The sequence below is a fragment of the Clostridium omnivorum genome (assembly GCF_026012015.1).
Taxonomy (GTDB): Bacteria; Bacillota; Clostridia; order Clostridiales; family Clostridiaceae; genus Clostridium_AX; species Clostridium_AX omnivorum.
This window is the reverse complement of the sequence record NZ_BRXR01000001.1, coordinates 2,105,196-2,120,000: the sequence shown is the minus strand read 5'-3', so window position 1 is coordinate 2,120,000 and position 14,805 is coordinate 2,105,196. Positions and strand designations below refer to the sequence as shown.

Annotated in this window: 18 protein-coding genes, 1 tRNA gene and 1 other RNA gene (1 of these 20 cut by a window edge); 8 read left to right on the top strand and 12 right to left on the bottom strand. The window is 31.8% G+C overall.

Features of this window, described 5'->3' with window-relative positions; translation table 11 throughout:
* The 3 genes from bsdE14_RS10130 to bsdE14_RS10120 form a co-directional block, all read right to left on the bottom strand.
* A protein-coding gene (locus bsdE14_RS10130) for a bifunctional metallophosphatase/5'-nucleotidase (RefSeq protein ID WP_264849811.1) crosses the window boundary here: on the bottom strand, nt 1-272 show its 5' end (the start). 1,141 nt of this gene lie to the left of the window's left edge; only the first 272 of its 1,413 coding nucleotides appear in the window; its start codon is at nt 270-272; its stop codon lies off the left edge, out of view.
* Between the two features lie 74 nt (nt 273-346).
* Entirely contained in the window at nt 347-1,597 is a 1,251-nt protein-coding gene (locus tag bsdE14_RS10125; protein ID WP_264849810.1) for a DUF2705 family protein, read from the bottom strand.
* Entirely contained in the window at nt 1,597-2,511 is a 915-nt protein-coding gene (locus bsdE14_RS10120; RefSeq protein ID WP_264849809.1) for an ABC transporter ATP-binding protein, read from the bottom strand. The genes bsdE14_RS10125 and bsdE14_RS10120 overlap by 1 nt, the downstream gene beginning before the upstream one ends.
* A gap of 264 nt (nt 2,512-2,775) precedes the next feature.
* Between bsdE14_RS10120 and ytaF the strand changes: the two genes are divergently transcribed.
* Nucleotides 2,776-3,387: a sporulation membrane protein YtaF gene (gene ytaF, locus bsdE14_RS10115; protein WP_264849808.1), complete on the top strand. Its 612-nt coding sequence runs from the start codon at nt 2,776-2,778 to the stop codon at nt 3,385-3,387.
* Between the two features lie 39 nt (nt 3,388-3,426).
* Here ytaF and bsdE14_RS10110 read toward each other — a convergent pair whose 3' ends face one another.
* The 9 genes from bsdE14_RS10110 to bsdE14_RS10070 form a co-directional block, all read right to left on the bottom strand.
* Nucleotides 3,427-3,681, bottom strand: a complete 255-nt coding sequence (locus bsdE14_RS10110; protein WP_264849807.1) for a pro-sigmaK processing inhibitor BofA family protein — start codon at nt 3,679-3,681, stop codon at nt 3,427-3,429.
* Between the two features lie 60 nt (nt 3,682-3,741).
* The gene (locus bsdE14_RS10105) at nt 3,742-4,014 is read right to left on the bottom strand and encodes a YaaL family protein (RefSeq protein ID WP_264849806.1); all 273 of its coding nucleotides are present in this window, start codon (nt 4,012-4,014) and stop codon (nt 3,742-3,744) included.
* 76 nt (nt 4,015-4,090) lie between these two features.
* Nucleotides 4,091-4,687: a recombination mediator RecR gene (recR, locus tag bsdE14_RS10100; RefSeq protein WP_264849805.1), complete on the bottom strand. Its 597-nt coding sequence runs from the start codon at nt 4,685-4,687 to the stop codon at nt 4,091-4,093.
* 78 nt (nt 4,688-4,765) lie between these two features.
* On the bottom strand, nt 4,766-5,107 hold the full coding sequence (locus bsdE14_RS10095; RefSeq protein ID WP_264849804.1) for a YbaB/EbfC family nucleoid-associated protein: 342 nt from the start codon (nt 5,105-5,107) through the stop codon (nt 4,766-4,768).
* Between the two features lie 113 nt (nt 5,108-5,220).
* Complete coding sequence (gene dnaX, locus bsdE14_RS10090; RefSeq protein ID WP_264849803.1) at nt 5,221-6,846, bottom strand: DNA polymerase III subunit gamma/tau; 1,626 nt, start codon at nt 6,844-6,846, stop codon at nt 5,221-5,223.
* Between the two features lie 157 nt (nt 6,847-7,003).
* Nucleotides 7,004-7,269, bottom strand: an RNA gene (gene ffs, locus bsdE14_RS10085) — signal recognition particle sRNA large type.
* A gap of 10 nt (nt 7,270-7,279) precedes the next feature.
* Nucleotides 7,280-7,369: transfer RNA gene (locus bsdE14_RS10080), tRNA-Ser, on the bottom strand.
* 194 nt (nt 7,370-7,563) lie between these two features.
* Nucleotides 7,564-7,767, bottom strand: a complete 204-nt coding sequence (locus bsdE14_RS10075) for a cold-shock protein (protein WP_264849802.1) — start codon at nt 7,765-7,767, stop codon at nt 7,564-7,566.
* 66 nt (nt 7,768-7,833) lie between these two features.
* Entirely contained in the window at nt 7,834-9,048 is a 1,215-nt protein-coding gene (locus tag bsdE14_RS10070) for an EAL and HDOD domain-containing protein (RefSeq protein ID WP_264849801.1), read from the bottom strand.
* 343 nt (nt 9,049-9,391) lie between these two features.
* Here bsdE14_RS10070 and bsdE14_RS10065 point away from each other — a divergent pair, with 343 nt between their 5' ends.
* The 7 genes from bsdE14_RS10065 (at nt 9,392) to bsdE14_RS10035 (ending at nt 14,726) form a co-directional block, all read left to right on the top strand.
* A complete protein-coding gene (locus bsdE14_RS10065) occupies nt 9,392-9,919 on the top strand; it encodes a signal peptidase I (RefSeq protein WP_264849800.1) in 528 nt (175 codons plus the stop codon).
* 360 nt (nt 9,920-10,279) lie between these two features.
* Nucleotides 10,280-10,888, top strand: coding sequence for a signal peptidase I (locus tag bsdE14_RS10060; RefSeq protein ID WP_264849799.1), 609 nt, complete (start codon nt 10,280-10,282; stop codon nt 10,886-10,888).
* A gap of 103 nt (nt 10,889-10,991) precedes the next feature.
* Nucleotides 10,992-11,663, top strand: a complete 672-nt coding sequence (locus bsdE14_RS10055; protein ID WP_264849797.1) for a CalY family protein — start codon at nt 10,992-10,994, stop codon at nt 11,661-11,663.
* A gap of 72 nt (nt 11,664-11,735) precedes the next feature.
* Nucleotides 11,736-12,338, top strand: coding sequence for a M73 family metallopeptidase (locus tag bsdE14_RS10050; protein ID WP_264849796.1), 603 nt, complete (start codon nt 11,736-11,738; stop codon nt 12,336-12,338).
* Nucleotides 12,339-12,359: 21 nt separating this feature from the next.
* The gene (locus bsdE14_RS10045) at nt 12,360-13,088 is read left to right on the top strand and encodes a hypothetical protein (RefSeq protein WP_264849795.1); all 729 of its coding nucleotides are present in this window, start codon (nt 12,360-12,362) and stop codon (nt 13,086-13,088) included.
* Nucleotides 13,078-13,671 carry a hypothetical protein gene (locus bsdE14_RS10040; RefSeq protein ID WP_264849793.1) on the top strand — a complete coding sequence of 198 codons (594 nt, stop codon included), beginning with the start codon at nt 13,078-13,080 and terminating at the stop codon, nt 13,669-13,671. Before bsdE14_RS10045 ends, bsdE14_RS10040 begins: the two co-directional genes overlap by 11 nt.
* Nucleotides 13,672-13,685: 14 nt before the next feature.
* Nucleotides 13,686-14,726 carry a hypothetical protein gene (locus bsdE14_RS10035; RefSeq protein WP_264849792.1) on the top strand — a complete coding sequence of 347 codons (1,041 nt, stop codon included), beginning with the start codon at nt 13,686-13,688 and terminating at the stop codon, nt 14,724-14,726.
* Nucleotides 14,727-14,805 lie beyond the last annotated feature (79 nt).

The following is a 14,805-nucleotide window of genomic DNA, read 5'->3' as shown; positions in this document are numbered from 1 at the left end:
CTTCCTGAGGCGGCTAAAATCTCACAAGGTTCAATTCCTGCAAAACCTTCATTGTTTCCAATTGAAATAGCATCGTAGCCAGCAGCACTTATAAGCTCAGCCCCAGCTTGTCCATTAGTACCTTGAAGTTCTAGTCTCATAAAATCATTAAAATCACCAGCATCTAATACTAGTGTGTTTTCATCTTTTAATTTTTTTATCATTTTTGAAGCCTTAGCAAAGTTTTCAAACCTGCTGTGAACATCATTGGTGTGTAATATTTTAAATCTCATATAATCGCCCCCATTATGTATATGTAAATATGGTAAACCACTGGATACAAAATGTAAATCCAGTGGTTTAAGTACTATATTAGTATATCTTTTTTAGTAAATACAAAATGTGAAATAACATAACATACAATAGCCCATATTATCATTACCGGTATTGAGAAGCTTGCTGTTAATGCCGGGTTTTGGAACCTCAATGCTAACTCATCACCCTTTAGCACCCCTACTACATTTCCATAGGTAGTAAATAAATATGGAACAATCTTTCCTAATGGTCTAAGCTGATTAATAATTACAAATAGTATTATCATTATTATTGAGCCTACTCCCATTGAAACCATACTACTCTTAAATAGAGTTGAAATAAGGAAGATAAAGGATACACATGCTACTATAAATAATATCTGCATCAAAAGTATTTCAAGAGTAAACTTCCACATTGGAATCATATATGTACTTCCTGCTATAGCCTTTAGTGGATGAATCCCTTGTTCATTAACGGTTGCCATATCAAACTGGAATCTAGTTCCAACCATAACTGGATAGTTTGAACTTCCAAATCCAAAGACTAGACCTACAAATAAAAAGTAAATTAACTCTATAGCTACTATGAGCAGAACAGAAGATACAACCGCTGCTATAAATTTAGATAATAGAACCTTCCCCCTTGAAACCGGCTGTGTTATTAAAAATTTCATAGTAGGCGGAGTACATTCTCCAGATACCATATCTGAAATAAAAATTGCTATACCCATAGCTAAAAATATCATTCCCAAAAATTCAACTACTTTATTTATGAAGTTAAATCCAATTAGTTTATACTCTTGAACAGGTTCAATATCATGCTCCACAAAATACTTCATTTGATTTATATTTATTTTTTCTCTCTCTTTATACTCATCTGGCATATTACTTCCATCTTCATTATTAATTGCTTTTTCTCGAGCTTCGATTTGCTGTTTTAATTCAGTTTTCCATGCAATATTCTTTCCAGAATTATCTTTCAATCCTTTTATATTTTCTTCCATATTTTTTATATCAGTATCAATCCTTGTAAGTTCTCTATCAATAGCTTTTTTATCTTCATCTGTACTAGTTGCGCTATTTCTTTTATCTTGCAGCTCTTGTTTTTTCTTATTATTATAATTTATAGATTCCTGCATGCTTTGAATTCTAAACTCAGGACTTGAATATTTTTTTAAATTTTGCTCTTCTTTATATAAAGCGAAAGTAAGAATACCCAAAAGCAGTATAAAACCTATTACTACTACCCAAGTTTTCTTCCTGCTGAATAACTTTTTCATCTCATTTCCAATAAGTGTAAGCATCACTTTTTGCCCCCTTCCACAAGCTCCATATATCTTTGTTCAAGTTCACTATGCTTTTTATACATTTCTTTAATAGCTATACCCTTCTCCACAAGAGTTGCAGCAATCTCTGGAGAACTATCCTCTTTTGCATTAATTGTAAATACATTCTCCTCTGCTGAAACCTCATAAACATAGTCAAGCTGCTTTAGAACCTCCGAACAATTCTTAGCTTCTCTTGTTACTAAAACTAAGGTTTCAGTTTCATTTTTGATCTGCCCACCAGTAATGCTTTCAACGGACTGAATTTTACCATCATTTATAAATGCAACTGTGTCGCATAGCTGTTGAACCTCACTTAATATATGAGAAGATATAAATACAGCTGTATTTCTCTCCTTTGAGGCATGCTTAACAATTTCCCTAAATTCCATAATTCCAGTTGGATCTAATCCATTAGTAGGCTCATCTAATATTAATAATCTTGGGTCAGCTAATAGGGCCGCAGCAAGTCCAAGTCTCTGCTTCATTCCTAGAGAATACTTTTTAACCTTATCATTTATTCTATCGCTAAGCTTTACAAGCTCAACAACTTTATCTACTTCACCTTTTGGTATTTTTCTTATACGTGCAATTTGCATTAAATTTTCTCTTCCAGAAAGATATGTATATAGTTCTGGGTTTTCAACTACAGCTCCTACACTAGATAGAGCCTTTTCTCTTTCTTTACCTATTTCATGTCCCATTATTGAAATGGTTCCTTTATTAGGTGCAATAAGCCCTACTAGCATTCTTATAGTAGTAGTTTTACCTGCACCATTAGGTCCCAAGAATCCAAATATCTCCCCTTCCTTAACAGAAAAGCTTATGCCTTTTATAATTTCTCTTTTACCAAGATGCTTGTACACATCTTTTACTTCTAATACATTGGCCATATTTTCTCTCCTTCACTATTCTTAATAAACTCACTAAATAGAATTATAGATTGAACTTACTTGGAAAACAATTACTTTATTGAAATCTTAAGGGATTATTAAGAAAATGTTAAGGATTTAACTTTCATTATTTTTTAGCTAACAAAATGGGTAAATTCTTTGAACATAAAAATTAATTATCACAAAATGAAAAGCTATGAATATGCTAAAATCAGAACGCTATGTTAAAGCTTCTAGTACTAATAAGGAATTCAGGAGGTGCTTATGCATATTATATCTTCTTTATTATTTTCATTTTCCGCCAATATTGATAATTTAGCCGTAGGAATTGCCTATGGAATTAAAAATTTAAAAATCCAATTTTCAAAATCCTTAATAATTGCATTTATGTCCTGTATTGGAACAATCGTATCCATGTCCTTTGGAAAGGCACTAACTCATATTATCCCTATTCATATTGCTAACTTATTAGGGAGCATTATACTTATAGGCTTTGGATTTTGGAGCATTTGGATTACCATTAAAGATAAGAAGGAAGAGCTTTCTGAAAATAACCACACAGTTCTTAGCTATGAAGAGCTTTTAAACACACCTGAAAAGGCTGATGTAGATAAATCAGGATATATTGATTTTAAGGAATCTTTGACCTTAGGTTTTGCCTTAGCAATAAATAACATGGGTATGGGGATAGGTGCAAGCATTACTGGACTGAGTGTGATTATTACATCATTATTAACTTTTTTATTTAGTGTTATATTTTTATCCGCCGGCAGCTACTTAGGTAAGAAGTTTTTATCCAATGTTATTGGAAAGTTTGCAGGCATACTATCAGGAGTAATAATCTTGCTTCTTGGATTATATGAAATGTTTATATAGATAAAAAGACATGTACCCATGCGGCACATGTCCCTTTATTTATAGAAATAATTTAAATATTATTAGGAATATTACACCAGGTATTCCGAAGAATCCTGCAATTAATGCAGTTGCCCAATTTATTCCAATAGCAAAGTTAAAGTATGAACCAACAAGGTTCACAAGGAAAAGTAATACTGCTCCTAAAACTCCGTTAATTATTAGCTTTACTAGTATCTTAATAGGCCATGAAAATAACTTTACAATGATAAACAAAAGTACTATAGCTACTAAAAAATAAGCCATGTATTCCATATTTCATCCCCCGTTTTACACTTTTTTTAATTTATATTCATAATAGCTTGGATATATTACTTATATAGCATTTAACGCCATGAGTACATAACTTGTATCAATCTCTACTCCCTTATCCTTTGCCTCAGCTAAAAGATAAGAATACCTTGATTTTGCGGCTTGTTCCATATATATTGCATAATCAACAAGGCTTGGATTACTTACTAGATCAAAATACTGTCTTGCTCTACTAAGTTCTTCCTTAGCTTCTTCAATGGATTTTATAATTTGTCTTTGCTCCTCTGAATATTTTATGTCTTTTGATAGAGAATCAATTATAAATTTCCTGTTCATATGTGTACCTCCCATTTTATATCTATCTAGATTTTTGACATAAAATGGGACAAATATTCAGCTTGTCACTCTTTTATTAAATTTCTCTTCTGCCCTCTAGAGCCTTTGATAGAGTAACTTCATCTGCATAATCCAAATCTCCACCTACAGGTATTCCATGAGCTATTCTTGTTACCTTTACACCAAGTGGCTTTAGAATCTTAGATATATACATAGCGGTTGCTTCACCCTCAATATTAGGGTTTGTAGCCACTATTATTTCTTTAATATCACCATTAATTCTCTTTATAAGCTCTCTAAGCTTTATATCCTCTGGTCCTCTGCCCGCCATTGGAGAAATAGTTCCATGAAGAACATGATACGCCCCATTGTACTCTCTCACCTTTTCCATTGCTATTATGTCCTTTGGCTGCTCAACTACACAAATAGTACCTTTATCCCTATTTGGATTTCCACATATAGCACAAGGATCACTATCTGTATAGTTTCCACATACTGAACAGTATTTTATTGTTCCTCTAGCTTTTACAAGAGCATGTGCAAATTCCTCTACTTCTTCCTTTGGAAGGTTAAGAACATGAAGAGCTAGTCTTTGTGCTGACTTATGCCCTATGCCTGGGAGCTTTGCAAACTCTTCAATAAGCTTCTCTATACTAACTGGATAAAATTCCATTTTGTTCACCTTCTTTCACTTATCTTTTGCCCTGTAAATTAGGCATACATGAACATCATGTATGCCTAACTATTACTATTAAAATAACCCTGGTATATTCATTCCGCCAGTTAATTTACCCATTTCATTAGCAGTTTCAGCTTCAGCAGTCTTTAAAGCTGCGTTACATGCTGTAAGTATTAAATCTTGTAACATTTCAATGTCATCTGGATCTACAACTTCTGCATCTATCTTTATATCAATTAGCTGTTTCTTTCCATTGGCTACTGCAACAACTGCTCCGCCTCCAGCTTTTCCTTCAAATGTCTTTTCTTCAAGGTCTTTTTGTAGATCTTCCATTTGTTTTTGGAATTTTTGAGCTTGCTTTAATAGGTTGTTCATGTTTCCTCCGCCCATTCCTGGGAATCCACCTTTAGCCATAAAAATATCCTCCTTAAAATCAATCAAATTATTTTTCATACTATACCATTAAGCATAGTTAATTTAATTTCTTATATTCTTGTTTTCAAAAAATATACCCTTTAATTATATAGCTATTCATCAATTATTTCCACTAATTCTTCTCCAAAGGTTTCCTTAAGGATTTCTTCTGGAGATTTGGTTATATTATCTTTTTTATCTACAGTATATTTTATTCTAACCTTTTCTTTTAGTGCAGAAGAAAATGCCTCCTCAACAGCCCTTTTGTACTCATCTTTTTCAAGTCTCTGTTTGTTAAAAGCATATTCTGCATCAAACTTTATTACTACAACTCCATCCTTAACCTCCACTACTTCACCAGTCATTAGCGAAGCAAAAATAACCATCATTCTTCTTGCCTTTATGGTCTCTAGTATATCTCTCCAAGACTTTTTAACCATGTCTAAAGAGAGCTTTGAATCTGGGTTTGTAGTTATTTCTGATGTACTAACAGTTTCTTTTTGCTGAGGTTTTGCCTTAGTTCTTACTGATGTATTAGCGTTCTGCGATACCGAAGAATGTTCTGGAGTTTGCGCGATAGTTATCTTACCTTGCTTAATAGTCTCTTCAAGTCTATTAATTCTAGCTAGCATAACTTCCTTAGAAGTATCATATTCCATTTTACACATTTTTATTATTGCAAGTTCCAAATAAATTCTGCTTTGCTTGCTCCATTTGGATTGTTCCTCAGTTTCCTGAAGAATTCTTATGTTTCTCATTATCTCTTCTATTCTTATCTTTTTAGCTTGTTCTTTTAATATGTTTACATTTTCCTCTGACATATCAAGTATATCTTCGGGCTTTTGACTTACCTTAACCATCATAAGGTTTCTCATATGAGTTATTAAATCTTTTATAAAATTGTTTAAGTCCTTACCGCCAAATACTATGTCATCCACTGTTTTCATAGAAGCTTCAATGTTCTTTTCAATTACTGCATCAGTAAGCTTTATAAGATTTTCGTTAGCAACTAATCCAAGCATAGTTACTACTTCTTCATATTCCACTCTGCCATTGCCCATAGAAATCGCCTGATCTAAAATACTTTCAGCATCTCTTAAAGCTCCATCAGACATTCTAGCTATAAGGTTTAAACTCCTATCATCAGCAAATACACCCTGCTCCTTAACAATAGTCCTAAGCCTTAGAAATATATCTTCACTTCTTATTCTAGTAAAATCAAATCTCTGACATCTTGAAAGTATTGTTATAGGCAGCTTTTGAGGGTCTGTGGTTGCTAATATAAATATAGTATTGCTTGGCGGCTCCTCCAATGTCTTTAAAAAAGCATTTACTGCTCCTGTTGACAGCATATGAACTTCGTCCATAATATATACTTTATACTTTGCCTCACTAGGAGGTGTCATAACTTTGCTTATTATATCTCTTATATTTTCAACCCCATTGTTCGATGCTGCATCTAACTCTATAACATCAAGGGCCAGCCCTGAGTTGATCTTCTTACACATTTCACACTCATTGCAAGGCTCACCATCTTTAATGTTCAGGCAATTTACTGCTTTAGCCAGTATCTTAGCAGTGGAAGTCTTACCTGTTCCTCTTGTTCCACAAAGAAGATAAGCATGAGCTATTCTATTATTTATAATCTGATTTTTTAGAGTTGTAGTTATATTTTTTTGACCAACTACATCATTGAAGCACCTAGGTCTCCATTCTCTATACAAAGCAGTATATGCCATACTTTTCACCTCTTATAAAATGCATTATCTACATTATATTGTATTAATAATTCTAACCACATTTATTATACCTTATATATGTATATCTTCACAATTGAACTTATAAAAATGTAAAAAAAAAGACGCCTTTTAGCATCTACTTATTTTCATATGTAAACCGTGCACCTCGCTTTGGCTAATAACATATGAGCGTTATCTATATAGTTAACTCAAACCAGGTTGCTCCACGGCACACGAAAATAATCACTTACCGCTGCTTCCTTCCGGACCTGACGGGGTTCATGAGTTTTCGTTGCGTGGGACCCAATTCTCAACGCCACTTTTATAGACCAGACCTCACAGGTTAAAGCCTAGGCGAGGAATTCAATCCTGCTGTAGCGGATTGCAGGTTACAGGGCACCGCTATCTCCCCATCTAGCACGGAAAGTCTAAATGGCGGAGAGAGGGGGATTCGAACCCCCGATAGAGTTTCCCCTATACACGCTTTCCAGGCGTGCTCCTTAAACCACTCGGACATCTCTCCATATAATAAACTCATGAAAAACACTATTTAGTTTTCATCTTCGCTGCTTCAGCTAGCGACAGAATTTATTATACTATTGTTTTATTTCAAATGCAATAGTTTTTTACCTAAATATTATTGCCATAGAATGAAATAACTTCTTCTAAAACAAATTAATAAAGACCGCCTTTTACAGCAGTCTTTTAAGCTCTATATCACACTTTAGTTACATTTGATGCTTCAGGACCTTTTCTTCCTTCTACTACGTCAAATTGTACTTCTTCACCACCGTGAAGCATCTTATCAGTTCCATTTTCCTTTATAGCTGAATGATGTACAAATACATCCTCATCTCCATCAACAGAAATGAATCCAAAACCTTTTTCAGGATCAAACCATTTTACTACGCCTAGCTTCATACTAACTCCTCCATACATATAAATTAACTTTACAGGAGTATTATTAGCTATCTATAAAAAATAATACTATTCGGACAAAAGTTCTTTTGACCAATTTAGAGAATCTAGGTAAATTTCAGGAAGCTTCCTTTCGTCCAGCTTAAGCTTATTAGTATAGTAGGAAAGCCTTTCCCACAATCCCTTTTCATAGCATAAAATTAGCTCGTAAATATCCCTAAACTTATTTTTCTTTCCTATTAAGGCATCTTTTATATCTGAATCCACAGGGAGTTCCCCTAGTATTTCATCAATTGGTTTATTTATAAATACATCAATCATAGAGAACATTCCCATAAAAAACACATCAGATGCTTTATTTTTAAACTCCTCACTCATAGCACAAATTATTTCTCCAAAACGGCCCCTAACAATGCAAGTAGTCAAAGCTTCAGCATTTCTATCTTCAGCGGATTCCCTAAAAATTATCATAGTAAGCCAGCGGACTACTTCATCCTTACCAATTAGAGCTAATGCCTGCCTTATTGAATGAACCTTACTCTTTAAACCGAAGCTTGAAGAATTTATGTATCTTAAAAGTTTATAGGAAAGGGATACATCCCTTTTTATTATTTCTTCTATATTTTCAAAGCTCAAATTATACTTATTAAGTTCCTCTAATACCTTTAAGTATTGAAACTTTTGTATAGGTATATCATTTCCAGTCATAATTACTGGCTTGCTAAAAAAATAGCCTTGAAAATATGAATAACCAAGTGCAACAGCTTGTTCAAATTCTTCTCTAGTTTCAACCTTTTCAGCTAAAAACTTAACTTTCTTATTACTTATTCTACTTATTAATCTTTCTCTTTCATAAGATGGAGTAGATAAAAAGTCTACCTTAATTATATCTGCTATTTCTATAAAAGGCTGGAATTTGGGACTAAAAACGAAATCATCTAAAACCATTGTATAGCCCAAGCTTTTTAATTCTCTACAGGCACTTACTACCTCTTCTGTAGGCTCAACAGTTTCTAATATTTCTACAGCTAAGTATTCTTTAGGAAGAACTCTAAATATATTGCTTTTTAATAAATTATCAGTAAAATTTATAAAAGCTTTTTTTCCACCAGTTAAATTATCAATTCCTATACATACAAAACTATTTGTTATTACATCAAGTGTTGCTACATCTCCATCTACAGCCTCATAATTGTTAACTTTCCCATGCCTAAATAATAATTCGTAAGAAACCACATTTTGATTGCAGTCAAAAATTGGCTGCCTAGCAACAAAAACCTCCATAAATTACTCTCCCCAATATTCTTTTGTGAAAATAATAACCCTGTTACATATTTATATTATAAACAAAAACTGCCAATATTCATATGCCTTAACGCATAATTTTTCCTACACTTCGTAACTACGGCAAAAAGTTTAGATGCTAAAGATAATTAAAGGTAAAGTATTTTGAAGTTCTTGGCCTTTAATTATTTTTTCATAAACTTAATCATATTTAAGTTTATCAAAAGCATATATATCATATGTACTTAAATTTGTTTGATTTTTTGTAGCATAAGAAAAATATTTGGTAATCTGAAATACCAATGGTCTTTCAGTACAAATAAGAAAAGCAGGGGGGATTGTTTTGAAGAGAACCTTCTTAAAGGTGATTAAAAACATAATTTATTTTGCATTTGTTGTCATTCTTATATTCTACATTGGAGTTAATATCTGGGGGATTAGTAAAAAGGATTATATACCGGGGATTGGTCCTTACAAGATTATGACAGTATTATCAGGTAGTATGAAGCCTACCTTTAATCCTGGAGATATAATCGTAGGAAAAAAAACCAATTTAGATAACATAAAAACTGGTGATGTAATTACCTTTAAATATAATAGTTCTTTAACTACTCACAGAATTATAAATACTACACTCAAGGACGGACAGTTATTTTTTATAACTAAGGGTGACAACAACAACGTAGCAGACGTATCTCCAGTTGATTCTAATTTGGTCGTAAGCAAATATATTTTTAGAATTCCTTTAATAGGTTTTTTAATAGCGTTTTTAAAAGGAATTCCTGGAATCATTACAATTTGGGCAGTAATAATTTTTATAGTAGCTAATGATGTATACAAAGGTATAAGAGAAAGAGTCCATCATATATAAACAAGGCAAAGTGAAAGGTAAAAAATAAATTTCAGAAAAAATTTTACTTTAAATATTATACTGAGCATATCAAAAATACTTGATGAATATATATTAGTATATTCACAACAAAACAAAACTGAATGGATGCAATGAAATTTATGCTATTACGTGGTCACTTGGCATAGATGGAGCGAATAGTGAATCCGCTCCATTTCATAGCAAAAAAATAGCTAAGAGATGGGGCTAATTTTATGGCAAAATTTAATGACTTTTGAGGAGGTGATGACATAAACAAGTAAATTAAGTGCTGTAATTGAAATTTACATAATCGTAAGCTGACTATTACATTTATTAAATGTTTGTGAAAGAGGCGATAGGATGATAAAGAGGTTATTTGATTTTATAAAAAATATACTAAGCAATAAAATAGCAAAAAAAATATTCAATTATGCTGGTACCGTTATTATTATTTTACTTATTATATTAGTTGCAGTATCCATTTATGGAAAAGTAGAAACAAGAGGAAAAACAGTTAAGGTTCCATCAGCTGGTTCGTATATGTGGCTTTCTGTATTATCAGGCAGCATGAGCCCAGTATTTAATACAGGGGATTTAGTAATTGATAAAAAGGTTGATCCTAAGACACTAAAAAAGGGAGATATTGTAACGTATTACTGGAATTTATCTTTTTTATCAACTCATAGAATTGTAGATATTCAATATGATAAGGATGGAAAACCTTATTTTCAAACTAAAGGAGATGCTAATAAAGATAAAGATACTGATGTTGTTCTTTCAGAACAAATTGTAGGTAAATATTTATTTAGAATACCATATGCAGGATATGTTATTTCAAAATTAAAAGGCTTAGCTGGTGTGGTAGTAATATGGATTATGTTTTTTTACGTTATTGGTAAAGAAATCTATAGTCAAATTAAAGAAAAAAACAACAAAAAAGAAGATATTTTAGAAAATAGTGAAACATAATAAATTTTGTTTAAAAGCGCTTTAAAATATATTTTGTTTTAACTTACTGGCCATAAGTTAAAATGCAGAAGTAGTTTCATATTTAAGAATTGGGGGTATTAAAATGAATAAAAAATCAATAGGAGCATTATTACTTTCCGCTGCATTATTAATGGGGGGGACCGCTGCAACATTTGCATATTTTACTGATACAGCTTCTTCAGGAGTTATGAGTTTCAAGACAGGTAATGTAGATATAAACATTGATAATGGTACACAATGGGCACTTACTCACAGTGTAAATGAAGGTGACAGATTCTTTCCAAAGCCTTTAGACTCAAGTACAGATAAATTAGATAAAGTTATTTGGAGAAATAATAATGTAGTTAATGATGGTAATAATCTTATTAAAAACTTAGCACCTGGTGATGTTATTACTAAATCATTTACAGTAACAAATGCAGGCTCATTAGATTCTAAGGTTAAAGTATATCTTACTGATAAAGACGGTAATAAATTAGACAAATTTAATTGGTGGGATTGCAGTTATAATGTATATTTGCTTGATGAAAAAGGAAATCAGGTAGATTGCACTAATTCAGCAGATGTTCTAATAGATCAAGATAACGCTTTATTATTAATTCATGCTAAACATGACACTACTATGACTGTTCAAGTAAATGCTTGGTTATCTCCACTTATAGATAACAACGGAAAGAATACTCAATTTGATTTCAAAGTTAAAGCTGATGCTACTCAATGGAATAATAAAGGATGGGATGAACAGGGTAAATAATCCTATAATAAAAATAAAAGAATTGCAGTGCTAAACGCACTGTAGTTCTTTTATTATAATGGGGGCATATTTATGAAGATTAGTCGTACTCTAGGGCTTTTAATAATAGCTTTGCTAGTTTTTTCTATAACGACAGCTGGAACTTATTCCTATCTTACGTCTACTTCTACAACTAATGTTTTATCTTTTAAACTTGGAGATATAAATATAGAAACTGATAATAAGTCGTGGAGATATGTACCAGCTTCTATAACAAATACTGACAGGGACAGTAATGAGTTTATAAAAAGTGAGCAGCTGTCCTCAAATATTGATTTAAGTAACTTAAGACCAGGGGATGCATTTGAAAAGGAGATTACATTAAACAACAACGGATCTATAGATACAAAACTAAAAATAACAAAGGGAAAGCTAGCGAAGGATTCTCCATTTAAATTATCCATAGCTGTGAAAGATTCACTCTATAAAATTGTTCAGGATACGAAAAATAGTGACGTATTCTATTTAGATAATTTGAAAAGCAACTCCAAGGTTATATTTACAGTTAGATTAGAAATACCTACCCAGTTAAGCAATAAAGATATAAATGAAGATAATATTAAATTTAGTAATAATGCTCTTGAATTGATAGATATTATTGCCACTCAATGGAATAATGAGGCATGGAGTGAGTAGCTATGAGAGAGGTGTTAAGTTATGAATTTTAAAAAATATAAAGATAAAAAGTTCATCTATTCTTTAATAGCTATAACCCTGTTTATTATTTTTATTGGTGGCTATGTTAATGTTAAAGCACAGGAGAATTTAGAAAAAAAGGTTACAATCGTTCCTAAAAATGGTGATGAAACAGTTGGAATATTTAGTGATTCCGATGGGCTTTGGTATCCCGGGAAAACTGTTTCAAAACAATTTGTTATAAAAAATGACTTCAATAATGAAATCGAATTTAATAAAATATCGGTTAAAATTCAATCAGTTGATATGTATGTATTAAATAAAATTATCAATTCTGATGAAGACTTATACAAAGAATTTTTAAAAAATCTTAAGGTACAGCTTAAAGATGGAGAAAATATTATTTTTGATGACACCTTTGAAAGTTTTAATAAAAATGGAGTTCTACTAAATTATCCAATGAAAATAGCTAGTAAAGGTCAAAAAGAATTTTCTTTAAGTCTGCATTTTGAAGAAACAGCAGGAAATATATTTCAAAACCTAAGACATTTATTTAACTTAAGCATACAATATGAGCTTAAAGACGGCGGCGTGGTAACTGATAAAATAACTAACTTACCCAAAACTGGTGGATTTTATAACCTTATAACATTTGTTGTTGTAGGGCTATGTATTTCTGGAATAGGATTTATAATTCTAGGATATAAAGAAACCTCTTTGCAAAAGGGAGGGAATAACAGTGAAAAATAAAAAGAAACTACTTATAGTTTTATTAGGTTTACTGTGTGTGGCTACAAGCTCAAATTATACTCTTTCCTATTTTGTTAGCCATCAAAAGGTTCAAAATAGTATTAATCTATCTATGGGAACAATTGATACCAATTTTATAAAGCTTGATGGAAGTACTCCTTATAGCGAGGCTATTGTAAATATAAATGGATTAGCTCCAAATAACCCTCAAGAAAGTAAGTTTATAATAAAAAACACTGGCAGTTTGACCAATAAAATCGCACTATCCTTTGATAATTTTACAGAATCTCAGCAAGATACTTTGCTGCCATATTTAAATTACAAAATTACAATAGACAAGAAAGTATATGAAGGCAACTTAAAGCAATATACTTTAGCTTCGAAAGAAGCAGAAAAATATTTTCAAATAGTAGATGAGAACAATCAACCTATATTACTAAAGCCAGGTGAAAAAAAAGAAATAAGTTTATCTATTTATCTTCAAGAAAATGCTCCATATTCATCCGAAGGCAAAAATGTAGGCTTTAATATAAATGTATTTGCAACTCAGCCAAACGACACACAATGGGTTTATTCAAATTAGGAGGTATGGAGTTTATGAGAAGGTTTAAAAAGATATATATAATACTTACTCTTTGCATGTGCGTAATCATCGCTTCAAATGCAGCCACATATGCTTTCTTATCAAGTAAAAAAACTAATTCTAATAACAAAATAGCCACTGGTGTATATCCAAAGCCTTTTGCAAAGATGTATGCATCCGTTGGACCATTGTATAAAGGGTACTTCCTAGATATTAGAGAAAGCAAAAAGGTGGGAAGCAGCTATGAGAGTCCTAGCTATGGTCAATGGCTTGAAAATGCATGTACATTTATACTGAAAGATATAGATGGCAACGCACCTACAGGTGCTGTAGGAACAGAGTATGCTCAATTTTTAAATATACCTAATAATAACACTGGGCTTATTAGCCAGTTAAATAATATTGCTAGTTCTAAGTCTAATAATTGGGCTGGAAATAACTTGCCTGGTAATGAGCCCGATGAGTACGGGACTTTAGTTCATAATCTTATAGTTATAGGTAACCCAATAAGAGAGAATATTCACCTTGGAAAAATAAAGATAAATGATAATAGCTTAATGATTACACAAACGGATGTATTTAAAACTAAACCCGGTAAAAATACTAGTAATAAGATTTATGAATACAGACTTATCAATGAAAACACAAATATAGACATAATTAAAAATAGAGCAGTAACTTTTGACTTTTTAGATGGAAAATATGTTAAAACTGGTACTACAGTTAATAATCAGTACACCCCAGCTGCTGAGGCTGATTTGATTATTTACGATATAGGCAACATCGGTTTTAGTAACCTTAGTTTTACAAATAAAGATGAAAATAATCTAAAAGAATTGAGAGAAATGCTAAAAGGAGATAAATCTCATGTTTCAAATGGAAATAGTCCGTGGGAAACAAGATGGGATGGAAAAATGCGTGAACTAGTGCTTAATGAAATGCAAAAAAATGGTGATTCCTATTGCAGACTTGATAGAACTGAATGTACAGTAACTTTTATATACAATCAGTATACAATGCCTATTCAAAATTATGTAGTTAACTATGAAAAATAAGTAAGGGGTTAAGAATAAATTATTATGCTCTATACTGAAAGCTTTTGGTGTAGAGCATTTTTCACATTCAATTTCCCCA